Here is a 19186-nt window from a genome sequence, read left to right on the forward strand (position 1 = left end):
AACACAAAAAGAAGTGCAAGTAAAACCACAGAAGGAAATGCAAGTGAAACCACAAAAAGAAGTACAGGTAAAACCGCAGAAGGAAATGCAGGTGAAACCGCAAAAAGAAGTACAGGTAAAACCGCAGAAGGAAATGCAGGTGAAACCGCAAAAAGAAGTGCAGGTAAAACCACAAAAAGAAGTGCAAAAAGAAAAGCCAATTCAAATAGAAAAACCAGTTGAAAAACCGTCTGTTATCCAAAAACCACCTGTTATAGAAAAGCAAAAACCAGCAGAGAAAGAAAACACGAAGTTTTCGGTAAATGTGTTACCGCAGCCACCGCAACCACCAATAAAAGCGAAAAAAGAATATAAAATTTCAGATGTAATTAAAAAAGGAAGCGAATTAATTGCTCCTCAAATTACTAAAATGAAACCTAATAACATAATTTCTCCGCAAACGAAAAAAGATAATATAGTATCACCGCAAGTAAAGAAAGAAAATGTAGGGAATATCGTATCACCACAAGTGAAGAAAGAAAATGTAGGAAACATAGTATCACCGCAAGTAAAGAAAGAAAATGTAGGGAATATAGTATCACCGCAAGTAAAGAAAGAAAATGTAGGGAATATAGTATCACCGCAAGTGAAGAAAGAAAATGTAGGGAATATCGTATCACCGCAAGTGAAGAAAGAAAATGTAGGGAATATCGTATCACCGCAAGTGAAGAAAGAAAATGTAGGAAATATAGTGTCGCCAAATGTATCGAAAGAAAATGTAGTGATTCCGCAAGTAATACCGCCAAATATTCAAGTGCCAAACATGATGCCGATTATGGATAACAATCAACCACCAAACATGATGCCGATTATGGATAACAATCAACCACCAAACATGATGCCGATTATGGATAACAATCAACCACCAAACATGATGCCGATCATGGATAACAATCAACCACCAAACATGATGCCGATCATGGATAACAATCAACCACCAAACATGATGCCGATCATGGATAACAATCAGCCACCAAACATGATGCCGATCATGGATAACAATCAGCCACCAAACATCATGCCAATCATGGATAATAATCAGCCACCAAACATCATGCCAATTATGGATAATAATCAAATACCAAACATGATGCCAATTATGGATAATAATCAAATGCCAAATATGATGCCGATTATGGATAATAACCAAATGCCGAATATGATGCCATATCAAATGCCGTATCAACAGCCTATGATGCCACCGAATCCGTATTATCAACAACAAAATCCATATCAAATGCCATATCAGCAAGGAGCACCGTTTGGACCGCAATATACGTCTATGCCAAATCCAAATATGATGCCGATAGATAATAATATGCCGCCGCTCGTGCAAGGAGAGGAAGATTGTGGATGCGGAGGAGAGAGTAGGCTATATAGTCCGCAACCTGGAGGGCCACAATACGCGAATCCTTTATATTATCAACCAACCCAATCCGCATATGCACCACAGCCAGGAACGATGTACTATCAACCAGATCCGCCAAATGTATTTGGGGAACCAGTTTCAGAAGAAGAGGATGAAGAAGAAGTTTAAAAAAGGTGGGATGATTCCCACCTTTTTTTGTGTGTAGATTCGTTCTGGAAACGGAAGATTTACACCAAATGTTAGAAAATCCTCAGTGAAATATTAACAGTGTAAAAACCTTCTCTGTTACTCATCATAAGAGGGAGCTTTTCAGAAGAGAAGCTCATTCTAACAGAGGGGGTTTTTGTATTGAATACGAAAGTAAAAGTGATTGCTGCTTCTTTGTTAGTTACTAGTGCATTAGCTGCATGTGGTACACCAAAAAACAATGCAATGGATGGACGTAACTACAATTACGAGCGTACATCTTATAATGATACACATCAGTATCGTGATAATGTGACGCGTAACGATCGTTATACAGACTATGTAACATATAGAAATGGTCGTAACGATACAGGATATAACTATTACCGTGATGTAAATTATAACGGTCAAATTGCTAATCCGCATCCAACACGTAATATTACAATGAACAATTCATACATCAACAATGATGGTAAAACTGCAGAAAAAATTACAAATCGTGTGAAACGTATGAATAACGTAGACCGTGTGTCTACAGTTGTATATGGAAATGATGTAGCGATTGCGGTAAAACCACGTAACACAGTGACAAATGAAACGGCAATGGCGAACGAAATTCGTCAAGCTGTTGCAAATGAAGTTGGAAACAGAAATGTATATGTTTCTGTAAGAAATGACATGTTTACTCGTGTCGATGCAATGAGTACACGCTTACGTAACGGTACAGTTACAAACGATTTTAATCGTGACATAGTGAATATGTTCCGAGACATTCGTTACGGTTTAACTGGTACTGTGCGATAACAAAACAAAAGAGGAAGGGTGAGCCCTTCCTCTTTATTCATCGTCGTCTTGTAAACGATGCTTTTTAATAAAATAACTAATGGAATAAGAAACTAAAAAGCATATGAAGAGAATAATTACCTGTTAAAATAGCTTCCAATAGAGGTCTTTCTGGACTGAAAATGATATAAATAATAGCCATAACGATTCCTACAATAAGAGAGCGTAAAACAAGTTTGTAATAAGGAGTTAACTTTATTTCCTTTTCGCCTTCTTCTACATCGATTGAAACACTTAACTGTAAATAAGCAAGTAAAATACTCGTAAGCATAAATAATAGCCACAATGGAGTTTTCGTAATTTGATCCATTCCTTCAGTGAATCCAATATAGCCTAAAATTCCAACTACGCCAATGTATTGAAAAAGAAAGACAATACGTATATTTTTCAATGTTTGCAGAATAAGACGTTCATCCTTAATTTTTTTCATAATATCCATCTCCTGTTTATTATGATTTCGCTTTTATATTAATTGTAACATATATATTACAATTATCAATTTATAATTTACATATAATTCATTTGGATGAAAGAGGAAATAAAATATTTTTTATAAACATGTTGCACTTATACTTTATTAATGTTATATTAGCAAAGCGATGAGCTAATTTACGTAAGACGAGAGATATGCTTAAGTGCTAAACACGCGAATGTGGTCGCCTGGTCTCTCGCCGTAAACGCATCAAGACGCCTGCTTTGCAGGCGTCTTTCATTTTATATGAATGTAAAGGGAAGAATGGAGGAATCCAATCTTCCCTTTTTTATTTGAATAAAAGTCGGAATATAAATAGGAATAATTGAACTCTATAATTCTTGATGTGAGCAATCTATGAATTAGGGATAAAACCCCCATTTCCGGAAAAACTACTAATGAAAGTATGATCTTGCCTAAAAGAGGTGAACGGAAATGAAATGGATACTGATTGCGATGCAAGCTTTCGTTATGATGTTTTGTTTCGTTTATGGAACGAATGCGAAGGCGGAAGGCCCGGTACCAGAAGTAACAGAAAAAGAACCGGAAGTTACAATTTTATTAGAGCGAATGTATGTTGATGGCGAAGTAAGTGAGGAAATCTTTACAGAAAAAGTGGCGGATTTAGAAAAATTTTTACAGCAGTATAAAGAATGGCAACTCGTTGATCGTGATGATGTGCAAATTGTATTACAAAAGAAAGTTGATGATATTTCTCCGTTATTAAAAACTAGCGGTTATTTTGGAGTATCAGAGGAAGGGATATTACAAATTTTCAAAGGTGTACCGAAAAGTGATAATGCGATTCATTCCTTCTTTCAAATTGATATGAAAAAGTTGGAGAGTTATGAGCGTGCGAAATTGAAGCGTGGTATTCGCATTAAATCAAAAGAAGGTTTTGTGAAGACGATTGAAAAAATGAAACAATACGCAGTGCAAAATAAGAAAAAAAGCAGCTCATGGTGAGCTGCTTTTTTCTTATTTATTCTTAGCTAAAATTTCTTTTGCGATTTCATCAATTAGCATATCTTTTCCGATTGGATTGAAAGCTTTCGTATTGAAGACTTCGTTTGATGCTTCATATACATGATTGTTTTTCACAGCTTTATTGTCTTTCCAGACGGCACTGTTTTTGTAGTCTTCGTAAACTTTATCAGCTTCGCCGCCAAAGTTTACAATAAACATTTGGTCAGGTTGGAATGCAACAAGACCTTCTAGCGATACTTGCGCCATCGTTTGTTTTAAATCTGTACCTTTTGTTGCTGGAAGTTTTAAGTCGTTAAAGATGATGTCACCGTACCCGAAGCTACCGTATACACGGAAGTTTTGTGGTGTAACTGCGACGAACATAAAGCTGTCATCTTTTGTTTTCTCTTTAATCTTTTTAGATAAAGAGTCGGCTTTTTTATTGTAGTCTGCAATCCATTTGTCTGCTTTTTTCTCTTCGTCAAATAGTTTACCTACTTCTTTAAACTTACCGCGCCAGTCTTCTAAGTTTGTTTCTAGAACAACTGTCGGTGCAACCTTTTCTAGTTGATCATAAATTTTTAATTGACGATTGTTCAAAATAATTAAGTCTGGTTTCAAAGCAGTAACAGCTTCTAAATCAACTTTAGGTGCCCAGTACCAACCTACTGCCTTTACTCCATCTAGCTTTTCTGTCAAATGCTTTTGGATTTTATCTTTATATGTATTTGCTGTACCAACAGGTTTGTGTCCAAGAAGTAATAATTCTTCTGTTGATCCAGATAAGTCAACAATTCTCTTTGGATTTACTGGAATTGTAGCTTCCCCTTTAGCGTGTTTTACAACTTTTGTTTTCGGTTGTTCTTTTGCTTTTGATTCTTCTTTTTGAGAAGAACATCCAACGATAGAAAGAACAACTAGCATAATAGTAAATAAAATAAATAGCTTACGTTTCATCCTAATGTAACCCCTTTAATTAGTATTGATAATCATTATCGACTTCTGTATATTAATGTGCTTTAACCTTTCTGTCAATGGAAAATCACAGAAGTTTCAAATAGAGAACATTTGTTGGGGTAGTCTCGCTTTTCTATCATTAAATATGTTAAAATGGAATACATGATTTAAGAGGGAGAGATCGTATTTTGTTTGAATATGTTACAGGTTACGTGGAGTATGTAGGACCGGAATATGTCGTAATTGATCATAATGGAATTGGTTATCAAATTTTCACACCGAATCCGTATGTATTTCAAAGAAGTAAGCAAGAAATCCGTGTCTATACATATCATTATGTGAGAGAAGATATTATGGCACTTTACGGGTTTAAAACACGTGAAGAGCGTTTATTATTTACAAAGTTGTTAGGGGTGTCTGGTATTGGACCAAAAGGTGCTCTTGCAATTTTAGCTTCTGGTCAAACAGGACAGGTCGTTCAAGCGATTGAACATGAAGATGAGAAGTTTTTAGTGAAGTTCCCGGGCGTCGGAAAGAAAACAGCACGCCAAATGATTTTAGATTTAAAAGGAAAACTAGCAGACGTTGTACCAGATGCATTTGTTGATTTATTCTCAGACGAAGAACGTTTTGATGAGAAGAAAGGTTCGTCAGCTGAGCTTGATGAGGCGCTGGAAGCTCTGCGCGCACTTGGATACGCAGAACGAGAAGTTTCTCGCGTTGTACCAGAGTTATTAAAAGAATCATTAACGACGGATCAGTATATTAAAAAGGCACTTAGTCTTTTACTAAATGGTAAGAGGTGAGTATAATGGACGAACGTCTCCTTTCAGGGGAATCTGCATATGAAGATGCGGATTTAGAATATTCATTACGGCCACAGACGCTCCGTCAGTATATTGGCCAAGATAAAGCGAAACATAATTTAGAAGTGTTTATTGAAGCGGCGAAAATGCGTGAAGAAACGTTAGATCACGTGCTTTTATATGGACCACCAGGACTTGGTAAAACGACGCTTGCGAATATTATTGCCAATGAAATGGGAGTAAATGTTAGAACAACTTCAGGTCCAGCAATCGAAAGGCCAGGAGATTTAGCAGCTGTATTAACATCGCTTCAACCAGGGGATGTATTATTTATTGATGAAATTCATCGTTTGCATAGATCAATTGAAGAAGTACTATATCCTGCGATGGAAGATTTTTGCCTTGATATTGTCATTGGAAAAGGACCGTCAGCGCGATCTGTACGTTTAGATTTACCGCCATTTACATTAGTTGGAGCAACGACACGTGCGGGAGCATTATCAGCGCCATTACGTGACCGTTTCGGTGTACTTTCAAGATTAGAGTATTACACAGTAGATCAGCTTTCTGCGATTGTGGAACGTACAGGAGAAGTATTTGAAGTTGAAATTGATTCGTTAGCTGCACTAGAAATTGCAAGACGTGCTCGTGGCACACCTCGTATTGCGAATCGTTTATTACGACGTGTACGAGATTTCGCACAAGTTCGTGGTAACGGAACAGTTACGATGGAAATTACGCAAATGGCGTTAGAATTGCTGCAAGTAGATAAATTAGGTCTAGATCATATTGATCATAAATTATTGCTTGGTATTATTGAGAAATTCCGCGGTGGCCCAGTTGGACTAGAAACCGTTTCGGCAACGATTGGAGAAGAATCTCATACGATTGAAGATGTGTATGAGCCGTATTTATTACAAATTGGCTTTTTACAACGAACGCCAAGGGGCCGAATTGTAACGCCGCTTGCATATGAGCATTTTGGAATGGAGATGCCAAAAGTATGACGGAGATGCCGAAATTGCTTATTACAGCAGGTATCTTACTTGTCGTTGTTGGATTAGCTTGGAAGTTCATTGGAAGGCTTCCAGGCGATATTTTTGTGAAAAAAGGAAACGTTACCTTTTATTTTCCTATCATTACATGTATTGTGTTAAGTATTGTATTATCTTTTATTATGTATATAATAAATCGATTCAAATAAGAAATAGGTGGATATAGTTATGGATATTAATCTGTTTGATTTTCATTTACCAGAAGAACTTATTGCACAAGTCCCATTAGAAGAGCGTGAAACATCAAGATTAATGGTGTTAGACCGCGAAACAGGTGATATTGAGCATAAACATTTTACGGACATTCTTTCTTACTTACATGAGGGGGATTGCTTAGTTTTAAATGAAACGAAAGTAATGCCAGCTCGTTTGCACGGTGTGAAAGAAGATACAGGCGCACATATTGAAGTACTTCTTTTAAAACAAGAAGAAGGCGATAAGTGGGAGACACTTGTTAAGCCAGCGAAACGTGTAAAAGAAGGAACTGTTATCTCTTTTGGCGAAGGGAAATTAAAAGCAACTTGCACAGGAACTGCAGATCAAGGTGGACGTCAGCTTGAATTTTCATATGACGGCATCTTCTATGAAATTTTAGATGAACTTGGAGAAATGCCACTTCCTCCATATATTAAAGAGACGCTAGAAGATCGCGATCGCTATCAAACAGTATATGCGAAAGAAATCGGTTCAGCAGCAGCGCCTACTGCAGGACTGCATTTTACAGAAGAGTTACTGGAGAAGTTAAAACAAAAAGGCGTTGAGTTAGCATTTATTACACTTCACGTAGGGCTTGGAACATTTAGACCAGTTTCTGCTGATACAATTGAAGAACACCATATGCACGCAGAATATTACCATATGTCTGAAGAGACAGCGGCATTATTAAACCGTGTAAAAGAGAATGGTGGACGTATTATTACGGTAGGTACGACTTCAACTCGTACGTTAGAAACAATTGCGACAGATCATAATGGCAAGCTTTGTGCTGCTTCTGGCTGGACAGACATTTTTATGTACCCAGGTTATGAATTTAAAGCAATTGATGGTTTAATTACAAACTTCCATTTACCGAAATCAACATTAATTATGCTTGTAAGTGCATTTGCAAACAGAGATAATGTACTTCATGCTTATAATGAAGCAGTAAAAGAAAAATATCGTTTCTTTAGCTTCGGTGATGCAATGTTCGTTGCATCTCACGCTAAAATGGGAAACAAATAAAAGGAGTAAATTATGACAGCAATTCGTTATGAATTTATTAAAACTTGTAAACAAACAGGTGCTCGTTTAGGACGTGTACATACGCCGCACGGTTCATTTGATACACCAACATTTATGCCAGTTGGTACACTTGCAACAGTTAAGACAATGTCACCAGAAGAATTAAAAGCAATGGATTCTGGCATTATTTTAAGTAATACGTATCATTTATGGCTACGTCCAGGTCACGAAATTATTCGTGAAGCAGGCGGTTTGCATAAATTTATGAACTGGGATCGTGCAATCTTAACGGACTCTGGTGGTTTCCAAGTATTCAGTTTAAGTGACTTCCGTCGCATTGAAGAGGAAGGCGTTCACTTCCGTAACCACTTAAATGGAGATAAATTATTCTTATCGCCAGAAAAAGCGATGGAAATTCAAAATGCATTAGGTTCAGATATTATGATGGCATTTGATGAGTGTCCACCATTCCCAGCTACTTTTGAATATATGAAGAAGTCTGTAGAGCGTACAAGTCGCTGGGCAGAGCGTTGCTTAAAAGCGCATGAACGTCCACAAGATCAAGGTTTATTCGGTATTGTACAGGGCGGAGAATTTGAAGAGCTTCGCCGTCAAAGTGCAAAAGACCTTGTTTCAATGGACTTCCCTGGTTACGCGGTAGGTGGTTTATCTGTAGGTGAGCCGAAAGATATTATGAACCGTGTACTTGAGTTTACAACACCACTTCTTCCAGATAATAAGCCACGTTACTTAATGGGAGTAGGTTCTCCGGACTCATTAATCGATGGTGCAATTCGTGGTATTGATATGTTTGACTGCGTACTGCCAACTCGTATCGCTCGAAATGGTACATGTATGACAAGTGAAGGCCGCCTTGTTGTCAAAAATGCGAAATTCGCAAGAGACTTCGGTCCGCTTGATCCAAATTGTGATTGCTACACATGTAAAAATTATTCTCGTGCGTACATTCGTCACTTAATGAAATGTGATGAAACGTTCGGAATTCGTTTAACGTCTTATCACAACCTTCATTTTCTGTTAAACTTAATGGAGCAGGTGAGACAAGCTATTCGTGAAGACCGTCTTGGCGATTTCCGCGAAGAATTCTTTGAACAGTATGGCTTTAATAAACCGAATGCTAAAAACTTCTAATACATAATTTAAAAGGAGGAATAAAAGATGAATCCAGGTATGATGAATATCGTTATGATCGTTGCGATGTTTGCGATTTTCTATTTCTTATTAATTCGCCCGCAACAAAAACGTCAAAAAGCAGTTGCTCAAATGCAAAGTGAGTTAAAAAAAGGTGATGCTATCGTAACAATCGGTGGTTTACACGGTACAATCGAATCAGTAGATGAGACGAAAATCGTTATTAAATCTGGTGGTTCACACTTAACTTTCGATCGTAATGCGATTCGTGAAGTTGTGAAAAACTAATGAGGAAGGCCCTGCATGAAATGTGCAGGGCCTTTTTTAGTTATTTTGTTTGGACATATTTACACCGAAAATGCCACCAAGTGTACTCGCGCCCATTAATGCTAATTGATAAAGTAACTGTGAGTTCGATAAAGTTTGAGAGAAACCTAAATAGTTAACTAGAAAAACAAGTATAGTGAATGTAAGTCCTGTTGTGAAGCCTACTAGCCAACCTTTTCCTTGTGCTTTTTTGCCGGCAGAAAACCCGGATATAAGCATAGATAAAAGTGCTAGTATAAAAATAGTAACAGCTAATGTTCCTTCATTCATATCTGTAAATTTTAATAAAAGAGCCATAATCATGCTAGTAACTGTTGCGAGAATTAATAGGATAACGATACCGAAGCCGATTGCAGTTGATAATTTTTTCGTTCCATCCATTTATACATTCCCCCTTTTTAATACAAGCATATTTTCCTTTTGCCTAAGTTAGACTATTTTCTTTTTTATAGGGGAGTCTATACGTAAAAAGGAGATGTAGAAATGGAATGGGTATCAATCATTGGCCGGACGATGCTGTTGTATATTATCATCTTAATTATCTTTCGTCTTATGGGTAAACGTGAGATAGGAGAATTAAGTGTATTAGATTTAGTCGTATTCATTATGCTTGGTGAAATGGCTGTAGTCGCAATTGAAAATACGGATAAATCACTTTGGCATCAATTAGTCCCGATGGTCTTTCTTATGTGTATACAGATCATTTTGTCTGTCATTTCTTTAAAGTTTCAACGATTTCGGCATTTAATAGAAGGAGAACCAGCAATCATTATTAATGCTGGAAAAATTGATGAAAAAAAGATGAGAAACCAGCGATATAATATAGATGATTTAATGATGCAATTAAGAGAGCAGGGAGTCGGAGATATTAGGGATGTAGAATACGCTATTTTAGAACCATCTGGGAAGTTATCTGTCTTTCAAAAACAAAAAGGCGGGCAGGGTGCATTGCAGTTTACGCTTCCCCTTATTATCGATGGAGAAATTCAATCGAATCATTTAAAAATGATTGAACATACAGACGAGTGGCTTGTTGAAAAATTAAAAAACTTAGGCTATAACGATGTAACACAAATTTTATACTGTAGTTTTCAAAATGGAAAATTTTTTGTTGATTTGAAAGAAAACTAGAGGCTTACTATACGACGTAGTAAGCCTATTTACTTCAAAAATGAAAGTTTTCGAATGATAGGGAGACGACTTAACTCTTCTTTTCGAATGAGCTTGAAAATGAAGAGGAGCACAATATAAACGAGTGTTGTTAAAGTGATTTCCCATAATGTTTGTACGCCAAGTGAATGAGAGAAAACTATATACTTATGAAGATAAAAACCGAAGGAGCCTGCGATACCGATGGCAAGTCCGCCAAAAATATAGTCTTTTGCGTAAATGGTAAATGTAATTTTCTTTAAAACAGTAGCGTAATGAAGAAATGTTACTGTTACGATATTTGCTGCAATTGCAAGGGCAACCCCCATCATTTGAAACTCTGGCCTTGAAGCTAGTACAAAAATAACGATTAATTTCACGATTGCACCAATAAATGTATTCATCATGGCCGCACGTGCTAAGTTTAAAGCTTGTAAAACAGAGGTAAGTGGACTTTGAAAATAGTGAAATAAAAAGCAAGGTGCAAGAAGCTGGATGAATGCTGTTGCACTATCCGATCCATACATAAGAGTTAAAACAGGAGAAGCAAATACGTATAATATAACGACTGACCATCCACCAGTAATCAATGAGATCCGAAGAGCTTGTTGTAAACGGTGTTCTACTAATTTATGCTGCCTCTTTGCCATTGCCTCGCTAATAGATGGAACGAGTGCTGTAGAGAGAGCGTATGTAATAAAGGCTGGCAGTGAAAGGAGCGGGAATGCATACCCGTTTAATATACCGTATTGCTGGGTTGCGACGGAGGCAGCAACGCCGGCAATCGCTAAGCTTTGCATAACGACGATAGGTTCAAAAAAATAGGAAACGGAACCGATTAAACGACTTCCTGTAGTTGGAAGTGCAATATCCATAAGAGAATAAAATGTTCCTTTGCTCTCCTTTACAGTAGTGAAAAATCCAGAGCGTATAGATAAATGTTTTTCGCGCTGGAATAAAGTAAGTAAAAATAATAACGATGCTACTTCACCGAGAACGGCTGATAACATAGCGCCAGCTGCAGCATATTCTACGCCGTAAGGTAAAAATAATTGAATACATATAGCGATAATTGTAATACGGACAATTTGTTCAATAACTTGGGCGTAAGCGCTAGGTTTCATATTTTGTTTCCCTTGGAAATAACCGCGTAAAACAGAAGAAACAGCAATAACAGGAACGACAGGTAGAATAGCCATTAATGGATAATATGTTCGTTCATCAGTTAATAATGTTTTTGCTAAAATAGGTGTGAGGAGCATAATTCCAATTGTTAAAATGATGCTAATAACAGATGTAACAGCTAATGATACGGTTAATATTTTTTTTACTTTTTGTTTATCATTCACAGCTTCCGCTTCTGCTACAAATTTTGCGATTGCGACAGGAAGACCGATTTGTGTTAATGTAATTGCTAGAATAAATGTAGGGACGGCCATCATATAAAGGCCAACGCCTTCTTCTCCTAAAATACGAGCCATTACAATACGATTAATAAATCCTAGAATTTTGGTAATAAAGCCGGCGATCATTAAAATAAATGCGCCTTTTAAAAAGCTTTGTCTCGTCATGGTCTTCTCCTACCTTCTCAAAATCAGTGGAATGATTTACAATAATTTATATGCACGTACGAGACAAGAATGACAAGCATTTGAGAGAGTGAAGTATGATAGTGCTCTTGAAAGTAGTTATTGCTGTCCATTAGAGCGGGATTAAAGGCGACTTTTCGTGCTGAAATAAGAAGGAGATGTTATGTATGTTAGATAGAGAGGCTTTGGTAGAATCGTACCGCGGACAGTTACAAGTCGTTTTAGAAAGTAAAGTAGAAGAGTTCCAAATGTTCGGTTACGACCGAGTGACAGATGATGACATTTGGAAGTTTCTTAAAGTGAAAAAGTGGAAGAAGATAGACAGCGATGTTAGATTGTATGAATTAGTTAATGACGTATTAACAGTAAGTGCTAATGAATATATGACTTATTTAACTGTTGAAGCATATCAAGCGCCGCTTTGGTCATTTGATGAATATGAAAATAAATAACCGACTGCAATTGGTTTGTTCTTCCTTTTGCAGTATAATGATAGGTATTGATAATGAGGAAATAATTATGTCTAAGATTATATATAAAGGGGGTAGTGAAGAGAGAAAATAAATAATGAAAGTGTAGGTAATGTGAAAAACTTATCGACACAGCTGGTGATGAACTAGCAAAATTATAGAAAGGAAGTCTACTAACTAGGCGTATGCACACGTGTAAAAGTGAATCGTAAAAGATTTATTTGAAGTGTTAGTAGCGGAAAGAGGGTACATATGGCAAAGCGTGGTACGAGAATTGCCGCCTTTTTCCTCATCGTTTTATTAATCGGTGGAGTAATTGGTGCGGCAGGAAAAGACATAGCAAAAGGAATTAGTCTAGGACTAGACCTTCGCGGTGGTTTTGAAATTCTGTATGAAGTAAAACCAGCCAAAAAAGGTGATAAAATCGATCGAGATGTACTTGTAAGTACAGTAGGTGCTCTTGAAAATCGTGTCAATGTTCTCGGTGTAAGTGAGCCGAACATTCAAATCGAAGGGCAAGATCGAATTCGTGTACAGCTTGCTGGTGTACAAGATCAGCAAAAAGCACGTGAAATGTTATCAACACAAGCGAAATTAACATTCCGTGATGTAGATGACAACCTTCTTATGGATGGAACGGATTTAAAAGGTGGCGGAGCGAAGCAAACATTTGATGAGCAAGGCCGTGCGAGTGTAGGTCTTACACTAAAAAGCGCTGAAAAATTCCGTGAAGTAACTGAGAAAATTTCAAAAATGCCACCACCAACGAATTTAATGGTAATTTGGCTTGATTTTGAAGAAGGAAAAGATTCGTACAAAGCAGAATCTGCAAAACCGAATCCGAAATTCTTATCAGCAGCAACAGTAAGTCAAGTATTTAACCAAGCTGAAGTATCTATCGTAGGTGGAAACTTCACAGTTGAAAGTGCAAAACAACTTTCATCTTTATTAAACGCAGGTGCACTTCCGGTTGATTTAAAAGAAATGTATTCAACATCTGTTGGAGCGAAATTTGGTCAACAAGCGTTAGAGCAAACGATTTTCGCTAGTGCGATTGGTATCGCTCTTATTTTCTTATTTATGCTTGTATTCTACCGTTTACCAGGACTTGTAGCGGTTATTATGTTAGGTTTATACATTTTCGTTACATTACTTGTCTTTAACTGGATGCATGCAGTTCTGACGTTGCCAGGTATTGCGGCGTTAGTGCTCGGGGTAGGTATCGCAGTTGATGCGAATATTATTACGTACGAGAGACTAAAAGAAGAACTGAAAATTGGTAAGTCAATGATGTCAGCATTCCGTGCTGGTAACCATCGTTCATTAGCAACAATTTTAGATGCGAACATTACAACACTTGCAGCAGCTGGTGTATTATTCGTTTACGGTAATAGCTCTGTAAAAGGATTCGCAACAAGTTTAATTGTAAGTATTTTAGTTGGTTTTATTACGAACGTATTCGGTACTCGTTTCTTACTAAGTTTACTTGTAAAGAGCCGTTACTTTGATAAAAAACCAGGATACTTTGGTGTGAAACAAAAGGATATTATTCCGTTAACAAAAGGTGTAGTACATCCACCAACGAAATTTGATCGTATTAACTTTGTAAATGTCGGTCATAAATTCCTTATCTTCTCGATTGTAGTTGTAATTGCAGGTGCAATTATTTTACCAATTTTCAAAATGAATCTTGGTATTGACTTTGCGAGTGGTACACGTATCGACTTGCAATCAAAACAATCAGTTACTGTGTCTGACGTTCATAAAGATTTTAAAGAATTGAACATTGATGTGAAAGAAGAAAATATTGTACCGACTGGAGATGACAATAAAGGATTCGCAGTTCGTACATTAGGTGTTCTATCAAAAGATGAAATTGCGAAAACAAAAACATTCTTCCACGATAAATATGGTACAGATCCAAATGTAAGTACAGTTTCACCGACAATCGGTAAAGAAATTGCACGAAATGCATTTATCGCAGTATTAATTGCTTCTGCAGTTATCATTTTATACGTAAGTATTCGATTCCGATTTACGTACGCATTATCTGCAGTACTTGCATTACTACATGATGCATTCGTTATGATTGTTATATTTAGTATTTTACAATTAGAGGTAGACTTAACGTTTATCGCTGCGGTATTAACAATCATCGGTTATTCTATTAATGACTCGATTGTTACGTTTGATAGAAACCGTGAATTATACAAACAGAAAAAACGAGTTCGTGATATAAAAGACTTAGAAGAAATCGTAAATGCAAGTATTCGCCAAACGCTTGGTCGTTCGATTAACACCGTATTAACAGTGTTATTCCCAGTAATTGCGTTACTTATCTTCGGTAGTGAGTCACTACGTAACTTCTCGTTTGCGTTACTAGTTGGATTAATTGTAGGTACGTATTCTTCTGTTTTCGTTGCCTCTCAAATTTGGTTAATGCTTGAAAACCGTCGTTTGAAAAAGGGTAAAAACAAGAAGAAGGTTGAGAAAGTAGAATCTGAACCGCAAGTATAAAAAAGATGATGTCTCTTTAGGAGGCATCTCTTTTTTCGTTTGTGGATACAATAAGATAGCAACTTTGAAATGATAAAATGGAAGAAAGTGGTGATGTTATCGCTGTTTTTGTTACAATAAAAAGATAGGTTAAGAAAAGAAGGGATTTTAATTATGGAAAAAGATGAACGTTTTAAACAGGCCGAGTTTGGTGCTATTGTCGGGATCGTTGGTAATATTATATTAGCGATTATAAAGGCGGTAATTGGTTATATTGGGAACAGTAAAGCGCTATTAGCGGATGCCGTGCATTCTGCATCGGATGTAATTGGTTCGCTAGCTGTACTGTTTGGATTGCGAGCGGCGAAGCAACCGCCCGATGAAGATCATCCGTATGGTCATGGTAAAGCGGAATCGATTTCAGCGATTATTGTTGCAGTATTATTATTTATTGTGGGAATTGAGATAGCGATTTCGTCTATAAAAGCTTTTTCGCAAGAACTAGAACCACCGAAAGGGATTACGATTTTTGCTGTCGTTCTTTCGATTGTTGTAAAAGAAGGGATGTTTCAATATAAATTCCGATTAGGGAAAAGGGTAAATAGTGATGCAATTATTGCAAATGCATATGAGCACCGTTCAGATGTATTTTCTTCAATTGCAGCCTTAATCGGTATTTGTGCAGCGATTATCGGTGGTAAGTTCGGATTAGATTGGCTTGTATATGCTGATCCAATTGCAGGATTATTTGTTTCACTTCTTGTTGCAAAAATGGCATGGAGTATTGGGGCAGAAGCGATTCATGCAACGCTTGATCATGTTCTTCATGAGGAAGATGTTATTCCGCTTAGAGAAGCCGTACTTCAAATAGATGGTGTGAAAAAAATCGGCTCGTTATACGCAAGGGAACATGGTCATTACGTTATTGTTGATATTAAAGTTTCTGTAGATCCATATATTACTGTAGAAGAAGGACATCGCATTGGAAAGCATGTGAAAGAAACGCTTATGAAACAAGATAACGTACAAAATGTGTTTGTACATATAAATCCGTATTCTCCAAATTAAACATTATTAACATTTTAGTATATAGATATTGCATCGTAGTTTGCATTATATTGTCACCCCTTAATCTGTCTTGTATAATGAACAGGTTAAGGGGTGATTTCGTGTTACAACCGAAGACGCGTTGGAAAGAAAAAGAATATAATGGCGAGCGAGTGAGTGAATTAGCAAGTAAATTACAATTATCACCACTTGTCGTTTCGTTATTCCTCGGTAGAGGACTAGATACAGAAGATAAGATTTTAGATTTTTTAAATACAGAAAATCAAGAATTTCATGATCCATTTTTATTAGAAGGAATGGATAGAACGGTAGAACGTGTAAATAAGGCGATTCAAAATGGAGAGCAAATATTAATATTTGGTGACTACGATGCGGACGGAGTAAGTAGTACGACTGTATTATATGTTGCCTTACAAGAATTAGGTGCAGACGTAGAATTTTATATCCCAAACCGTTTTACAGAAGGTTATGGACCAAACGAAGAAGCATTCCGTTGGGCGCATAGCGCGGGATTCTCACTTATTATTACTGTTGATACTGGTATCGCAGCTGTACATGAAGCGAAAGTAGCGAAGGAACTTGGGATAGATCTTATTATTACAGATCACCATGAGCCGCCACCAGAATTGCCAGAAGCACTTGCGATTATTCATCCGAAATTAGATGGCGGTGTGTATCCGTTTCACTATTTAGCGGGCGTTGGTGTTGCGTTTAAAGTTGCGCATGCACTACTTGGCCGTGTACCAGAACATTTATTAGAAATTGCAGTAATTGGTACAGTAGCCGATTTAGTATCACTTCACGGTGAAAATAGATTGCTAGTGAAGCGCGGTTTAAAACATATGCGCATGACGAAAAATATTGGACTAAAGGCGCTATTTAAAGTAGCTAATGTTTCGCAAAGTGAAATTACAGAAGAGAGTATTGGCTTCTCAATCGCACCTCGTATTAATGCAGTTGGACGTTTAGAAGATGCTACGCCGGCTGTACATCTTTTATTATCAGAGGATCCGGAAGAAGCGAAAGAGCTGGCTGAAGAAATTGATGAACTGAACAAACTGCGAAAAGATATTGTAAAGCAAATTACAGAAGAAGCTATCGCTGAGGTGGAAAATAATTTCCCGCCTGAAGACAATAAAGTATTAGTGCTTGCAAAAGAAGGATGGAATCCAGGTGTAATTGGAATTGTCGCTTCTAAATTAGTTGAACGTTTTTATCGTCCAACGATTGTATTATGCATTGATCCTGTAAAAGAAACTGCAAAAGGTTCAGCGCGTAGTATTGCAGGATTTGATTTGTTTGCAAACTTGTCAGATTGTAGAGAGTTATTGCCACACTTCGGAGGACATCCGATGGCAGCGGGAATGACGCTACATATGAATGATGTAGATGAATTACGCCGCCGTTTAAATGAACAGGCAGATACAATTTTAACGGAAGAAGATTTTATTCCAATTACAGCTGTCGATGCTTTTTGCAAAGTGGAGGACGTAACACTTGCAGCAATTGAAGATATGCAAAAGTTAGCGCCATTTGGTGTTGGAAATCCAAAGCCACGTATTGCAGTGAAAGATGCGGAGTTAGAAAGTATTCGTGCAATCGGATCAGATGGTTCTCATTTAAAGATGTCTCTTCGTGATGGACAGGCAACACTGGATACAATCGGGTTTGGATTTGGAGCGTATGCGAAAGAAATTTCTCCAGTTGCAAAAGTATCTGTAATAGGAGAAGCGTCTATCAATGAATGGAATAATTTTAAGAAGCCGCAATTAATGGTGCAAGATATTGCTGTAGAGGCATGGCAATTATTTGATTGGCGTAGTATGCGTAACGTAGAAGCAAATTTAGCAGAACTTCCGAAAGAAAAAATCACGATGTTGTATTTTTCTAAAGAGGTATTGAATAAATTTTCTTTAGAAGACTATAAAGAGCATATGATGCATGCATCAGAAGTAACCGAGTTAGATGAGCAATACATCGTGTTACTTGATTTACCAAAAGGAACAGATGAATTACGAGATCTATTTAAAGTTGGGTTCCCATCGCGAATCTATACGCTATTTTATCAAGAGAATAATCATTTATTTAGCACTGTTCCAACGAGGGATCACTTTAAATGGTACTATTCATTCTTGAGCCAAAAATCACCATTTTCTTTAAGACAATATGGAGAACAACTATGTCAACATAAAGGTTGGTCAAAAGATACAGTAAATTTCATGACACAGGTGTTTTTTGAGTTAGAATTTGTTACAATAAAAGATGGCGTCATTTTTATGGCAGACAAAAAACAAAAGCGTGATTTAATTGAATCGAACACATATCGTGAGAAAATGAACCACTTACAATTAGAAAAAGAATTGGTTTATAGCACATATCAGCAACTATATACATGGTTTGAAACGATTCGTAATCATAAAGAAGTAGAACAGTTAGGGTAAAGGATTTGTATTTACAAACCTTTTAGATCTGAGGAGGATTCAGAAATATGGATTTCAAGCAACATATCGCAATTGTACCGGACTATCCAAAAGAAGGTATTGTGTTTAAAGACATTACACCGTTAATGAACGACGGTAAAGCATACAAAGCAGCAACAGATGCGATCGTTGAGTATGCAAAAGAGAGAGACATCGACCTTGTAGTAGGTCCAGAAGCTCGTGGCTTTATTATTGGTTGCCCAGTTTCTTACGCATTAGAAGTAGGATTTGCGCCAGTTCGTAAATTAGGAAAATTACCACGTGAAGTAATTACAGTTGACTACGGTAAAGAATATGGTAAAGATGTTTTAACAATCCATAAAGATGCAATTAAGCCAGGCCAACGCGTATTAATTACAGATGATCTATTAGCTACAGGTGGAACAATCGAAGCGACAATTAAGCTAGTTGAAGAGCTAGGCGGAGTTGTAGCAGGAATTGCATTCTTAGTAGAACTTACTTACTTAGATGGTCGTAAAATGTTAGATGGTTACGATGTATTAGTATTAGAAAAATACTAATCGCTATATAGGTAAAACTA

Annotated in this window: 18 protein-coding genes and 1 pseudogene; 15 read left to right on the forward strand and 4 right to left on the reverse strand. The window is 37.0% G+C overall.

What is annotated here, in order from left to right; translation table 11 throughout:
* Together exsA and MR147_RS20655 are read left to right on the forward strand one after the other, a co-directional pair.
* On the forward strand, positions 1–1576 hold a 1576-nt coding region (exsA, locus tag MR147_RS20650; RefSeq protein WP_242304670.1), incomplete at its 5' end, for a spore coat assembly protein ExsA.
* A gap of 180 nt (positions 1577–1756) precedes the next feature.
* Entirely contained in the window at positions 1757–2398 is a 642-nt protein-coding gene (locus MR147_RS20655) for a YhcN/YlaJ family sporulation lipoprotein (protein WP_242304672.1), read from the forward strand.
* Between the two features lie 33 nt (positions 2399–2431).
* On the opposite strand, the pseudogene MR147_RS20660 reads toward MR147_RS20655, so the two are convergent.
* A pseudogene (locus MR147_RS20660) lies at positions 2432–2867 on the reverse strand (branched-chain amino acid ABC transporter substrate-binding protein).
* A 477-nt stretch (positions 2868–3344) separates the two neighbouring features.
* On the opposite strand from MR147_RS20660, the gene MR147_RS20665 reads away from it, so the two are divergent.
* A complete protein-coding gene (locus MR147_RS20665) occupies positions 3345–3875 on the forward strand; it encodes a BofC C-terminal domain-containing protein (RefSeq protein ID WP_000871182.1) in 531 nt (176 codons plus the stop codon).
* Between the two features lie 12 nt (positions 3876–3887).
* On the opposite strand, the gene MR147_RS20670 is transcribed toward MR147_RS20665, so the two are convergent.
* On the reverse strand, positions 3888–4832 hold the full coding sequence (locus MR147_RS20670; protein WP_242304674.1) for an iron-hydroxamate ABC transporter substrate-binding protein: 945 nt from the start codon (positions 4830–4832) through the stop codon (positions 3888–3890).
* A 188-nt stretch (positions 4833–5020) separates the two neighbouring features.
* Here MR147_RS20670 and ruvA point away from each other — a divergent pair, with 188 nt between their 5' ends.
* From ruvA to yajC, 6 genes are read left to right on the forward strand one after another with little or no spacing between them, the layout of a single operon-like run.
* A complete protein-coding gene (gene ruvA, locus MR147_RS20675) occupies positions 5021–5638 on the forward strand; it encodes a Holliday junction DNA helicase RuvA (protein WP_000464508.1) in 618 nt (205 codons plus the stop codon).
* Between the two features lie 5 nt (positions 5639–5643).
* Positions 5644–6645 carry a Holliday junction branch migration DNA helicase RuvB gene (gene ruvB / locus MR147_RS20680; RefSeq protein WP_000344459.1) on the forward strand — a complete coding sequence of 334 codons (1002 nt, stop codon included), beginning with the start codon at positions 5644–5646 and terminating at the stop codon, positions 6643–6645.
* Complete coding sequence (locus MR147_RS20685; protein ID WP_242304677.1) at positions 6642–6842, forward strand: DUF2905 domain-containing protein; 201 nt, start codon at positions 6642–6644, stop codon at positions 6840–6842. The genes ruvB and MR147_RS20685 overlap by 4 nt, the downstream gene beginning before the upstream one ends.
* A 19-nt stretch (positions 6843–6861) precedes the next feature.
* Positions 6862–7914 (forward strand): tRNA preQ1(34) S-adenosylmethionine ribosyltransferase-isomerase QueA, encoded by a 1053-nt coding sequence (gene queA / locus MR147_RS20690; protein WP_000354030.1) that lies wholly within the window; start codon positions 6862–6864, stop codon positions 7912–7914.
* A 12-nt stretch (positions 7915–7926) separates the two neighbouring features.
* Complete coding sequence (tgt, locus tag MR147_RS20695) at positions 7927–9066, forward strand: tRNA guanosine(34) transglycosylase Tgt (protein WP_000125362.1); 1140 nt, start codon at positions 7927–7929, stop codon at positions 9064–9066.
* A gap of 27 nt (positions 9067–9093) precedes the next feature.
* Positions 9094–9354 (forward strand): preprotein translocase subunit YajC, encoded by a 261-nt coding sequence (gene yajC, locus MR147_RS20700; protein WP_001068066.1) that lies wholly within the window; start codon positions 9094–9096, stop codon positions 9352–9354.
* A 36-nt stretch (positions 9355–9390) separates the two neighbouring features.
* Here yajC and MR147_RS20705 read toward each other — a convergent pair whose 3' ends face one another.
* Positions 9391–9774, reverse strand: a complete 384-nt coding sequence (locus MR147_RS20705; protein ID WP_016718530.1) for a TIGR04086 family membrane protein — start codon at positions 9772–9774, stop codon at positions 9391–9393.
* A gap of 102 nt (positions 9775–9876) precedes the next feature.
* On the opposite strand from MR147_RS20705, the gene MR147_RS20710 reads away from it, so the two are divergent.
* Positions 9877–10524 (forward strand): DUF421 domain-containing protein, encoded by a 648-nt coding sequence (locus MR147_RS20710; protein WP_242304679.1) that lies wholly within the window; start codon positions 9877–9879, stop codon positions 10522–10524.
* Positions 10525–10553: 29 nt separating this feature from the next.
* On the opposite strand, the gene spoVB is transcribed toward MR147_RS20710, so the two are convergent.
* The gene (gene spoVB / locus MR147_RS20715; protein WP_000198282.1) at positions 10554–12113 is read right to left on the reverse strand and encodes a stage V sporulation protein B; all 1560 of its coding nucleotides are present in this window, start codon (positions 12111–12113) and stop codon (positions 10554–10556) included.
* A 185-nt stretch (positions 12114–12298) separates the two neighbouring features.
* On the opposite strand from spoVB, the gene MR147_RS20720 reads away from it, so the two are divergent.
* The 5 genes from MR147_RS20720 (at position 12299) to MR147_RS20740 (ending at position 19166) form a co-directional block, all read left to right on the forward strand.
* Positions 12299–12583, forward strand: coding sequence for a post-transcriptional regulator (locus MR147_RS20720; RefSeq protein ID WP_000886978.1), 285 nt, complete (start codon positions 12299–12301; stop codon positions 12581–12583).
* Between the two features lie 270 nt (positions 12584–12853).
* A complete protein-coding gene (gene secDF / locus MR147_RS20725; protein WP_152155029.1) occupies positions 12854–15118 on the forward strand; it encodes a protein translocase subunit SecDF in 2265 nt (754 codons plus the stop codon).
* A 153-nt stretch (positions 15119–15271) separates the two neighbouring features.
* Positions 15272–16165, forward strand: a complete 894-nt coding sequence (locus MR147_RS20730) for a cation diffusion facilitator family transporter (RefSeq protein ID WP_000409725.1) — start codon at positions 15272–15274, stop codon at positions 16163–16165.
* 101 nt (positions 16166–16266) lie between these two features.
* Complete coding sequence (gene recJ / locus MR147_RS20735; RefSeq protein WP_242304681.1) at positions 16267–18606, forward strand: single-stranded-DNA-specific exonuclease RecJ; 2340 nt, start codon at positions 16267–16269, stop codon at positions 18604–18606.
* 47 nt (positions 18607–18653) lie between these two features.
* A complete protein-coding gene (locus MR147_RS20740; RefSeq protein WP_000346214.1) occupies positions 18654–19166 on the forward strand; it encodes an adenine phosphoribosyltransferase in 513 nt (170 codons plus the stop codon).
* The last annotated feature ends 20 nt before the right edge of the window (positions 19167–19186 follow it).

Origin of the sequence: Bacillus cereus group sp. BfR-BA-01350, from assembly GCF_022663775.1 — a bacterium.
Lineage (GTDB): Bacteria > Bacillota > Bacilli > Bacillales > Bacillaceae_G > Bacillus_A > Bacillus_A paranthracis.

What these genes read in the sequence shown, in the direction of transcription:
- MR147_RS20665 (WP_000871182.1), top strand. Translation starts at nt 3,345, where the DNA reads ATGAAATGGATACTGATTGCGATGCAAGCTTTCGTTATGATGTTTTGT.
- MR147_RS20670 (WP_242304674.1), bottom strand. Translation starts at nt 4,832, where the DNA reads ATGAAACGTAAGCTATTTATTTTATTTACTATTATGCTAGTTGTTCTT.
- ruvB (WP_000344459.1), top strand. Translation starts at nt 5,644, where the DNA reads ATGGACGAACGTCTCCTTTCAGGGGAATCTGCATATGAAGATGCGGAT.
- MR147_RS20685 (WP_242304677.1), top strand. Translation starts at nt 6,642, where the DNA reads ATGACGGAGATGCCGAAATTGCTTATTACAGCAGGTATCTTACTTGTC.
- queA (WP_000354030.1), top strand. Translation starts at nt 6,862, where the DNA reads ATGGATATTAATCTGTTTGATTTTCATTTACCAGAAGAACTTATTGCA.
- tgt (WP_000125362.1), top strand. Translation starts at nt 7,927, where the DNA reads ATGACAGCAATTCGTTATGAATTTATTAAAACTTGTAAACAAACAGGT.
- yajC (WP_001068066.1), top strand. Translation starts at nt 9,094, where the DNA reads ATGAATCCAGGTATGATGAATATCGTTATGATCGTTGCGATGTTTGCG.
- MR147_RS20705 (WP_016718530.1), bottom strand. Translation starts at nt 9,774, where the DNA reads ATGGATGGAACGAAAAAATTATCAACTGCAATCGGCTTCGGTATCGTT.
- MR147_RS20710 (WP_242304679.1), top strand. Translation starts at nt 9,877, where the DNA reads ATGGAATGGGTATCAATCATTGGCCGGACGATGCTGTTGTATATTATC.
- spoVB (WP_000198282.1), bottom strand. Translation starts at nt 12,113, where the DNA reads ATGACGAGACAAAGCTTTTTAAAAGGCGCATTTATTTTAATGATCGCC.
- MR147_RS20720 (WP_000886978.1), top strand. Translation starts at nt 12,299, where the DNA reads ATGTTAGATAGAGAGGCTTTGGTAGAATCGTACCGCGGACAGTTACAA.
- secDF (WP_152155029.1), top strand. Translation starts at nt 12,854, where the DNA reads ATGGCAAAGCGTGGTACGAGAATTGCCGCCTTTTTCCTCATCGTTTTA.
- MR147_RS20730 (WP_000409725.1), top strand. Translation starts at nt 15,272, where the DNA reads ATGGAAAAAGATGAACGTTTTAAACAGGCCGAGTTTGGTGCTATTGTC.
- MR147_RS20740 (WP_000346214.1), top strand. Translation starts at nt 18,654, where the DNA reads ATGGATTTCAAGCAACATATCGCAATTGTACCGGACTATCCAAAAGAA.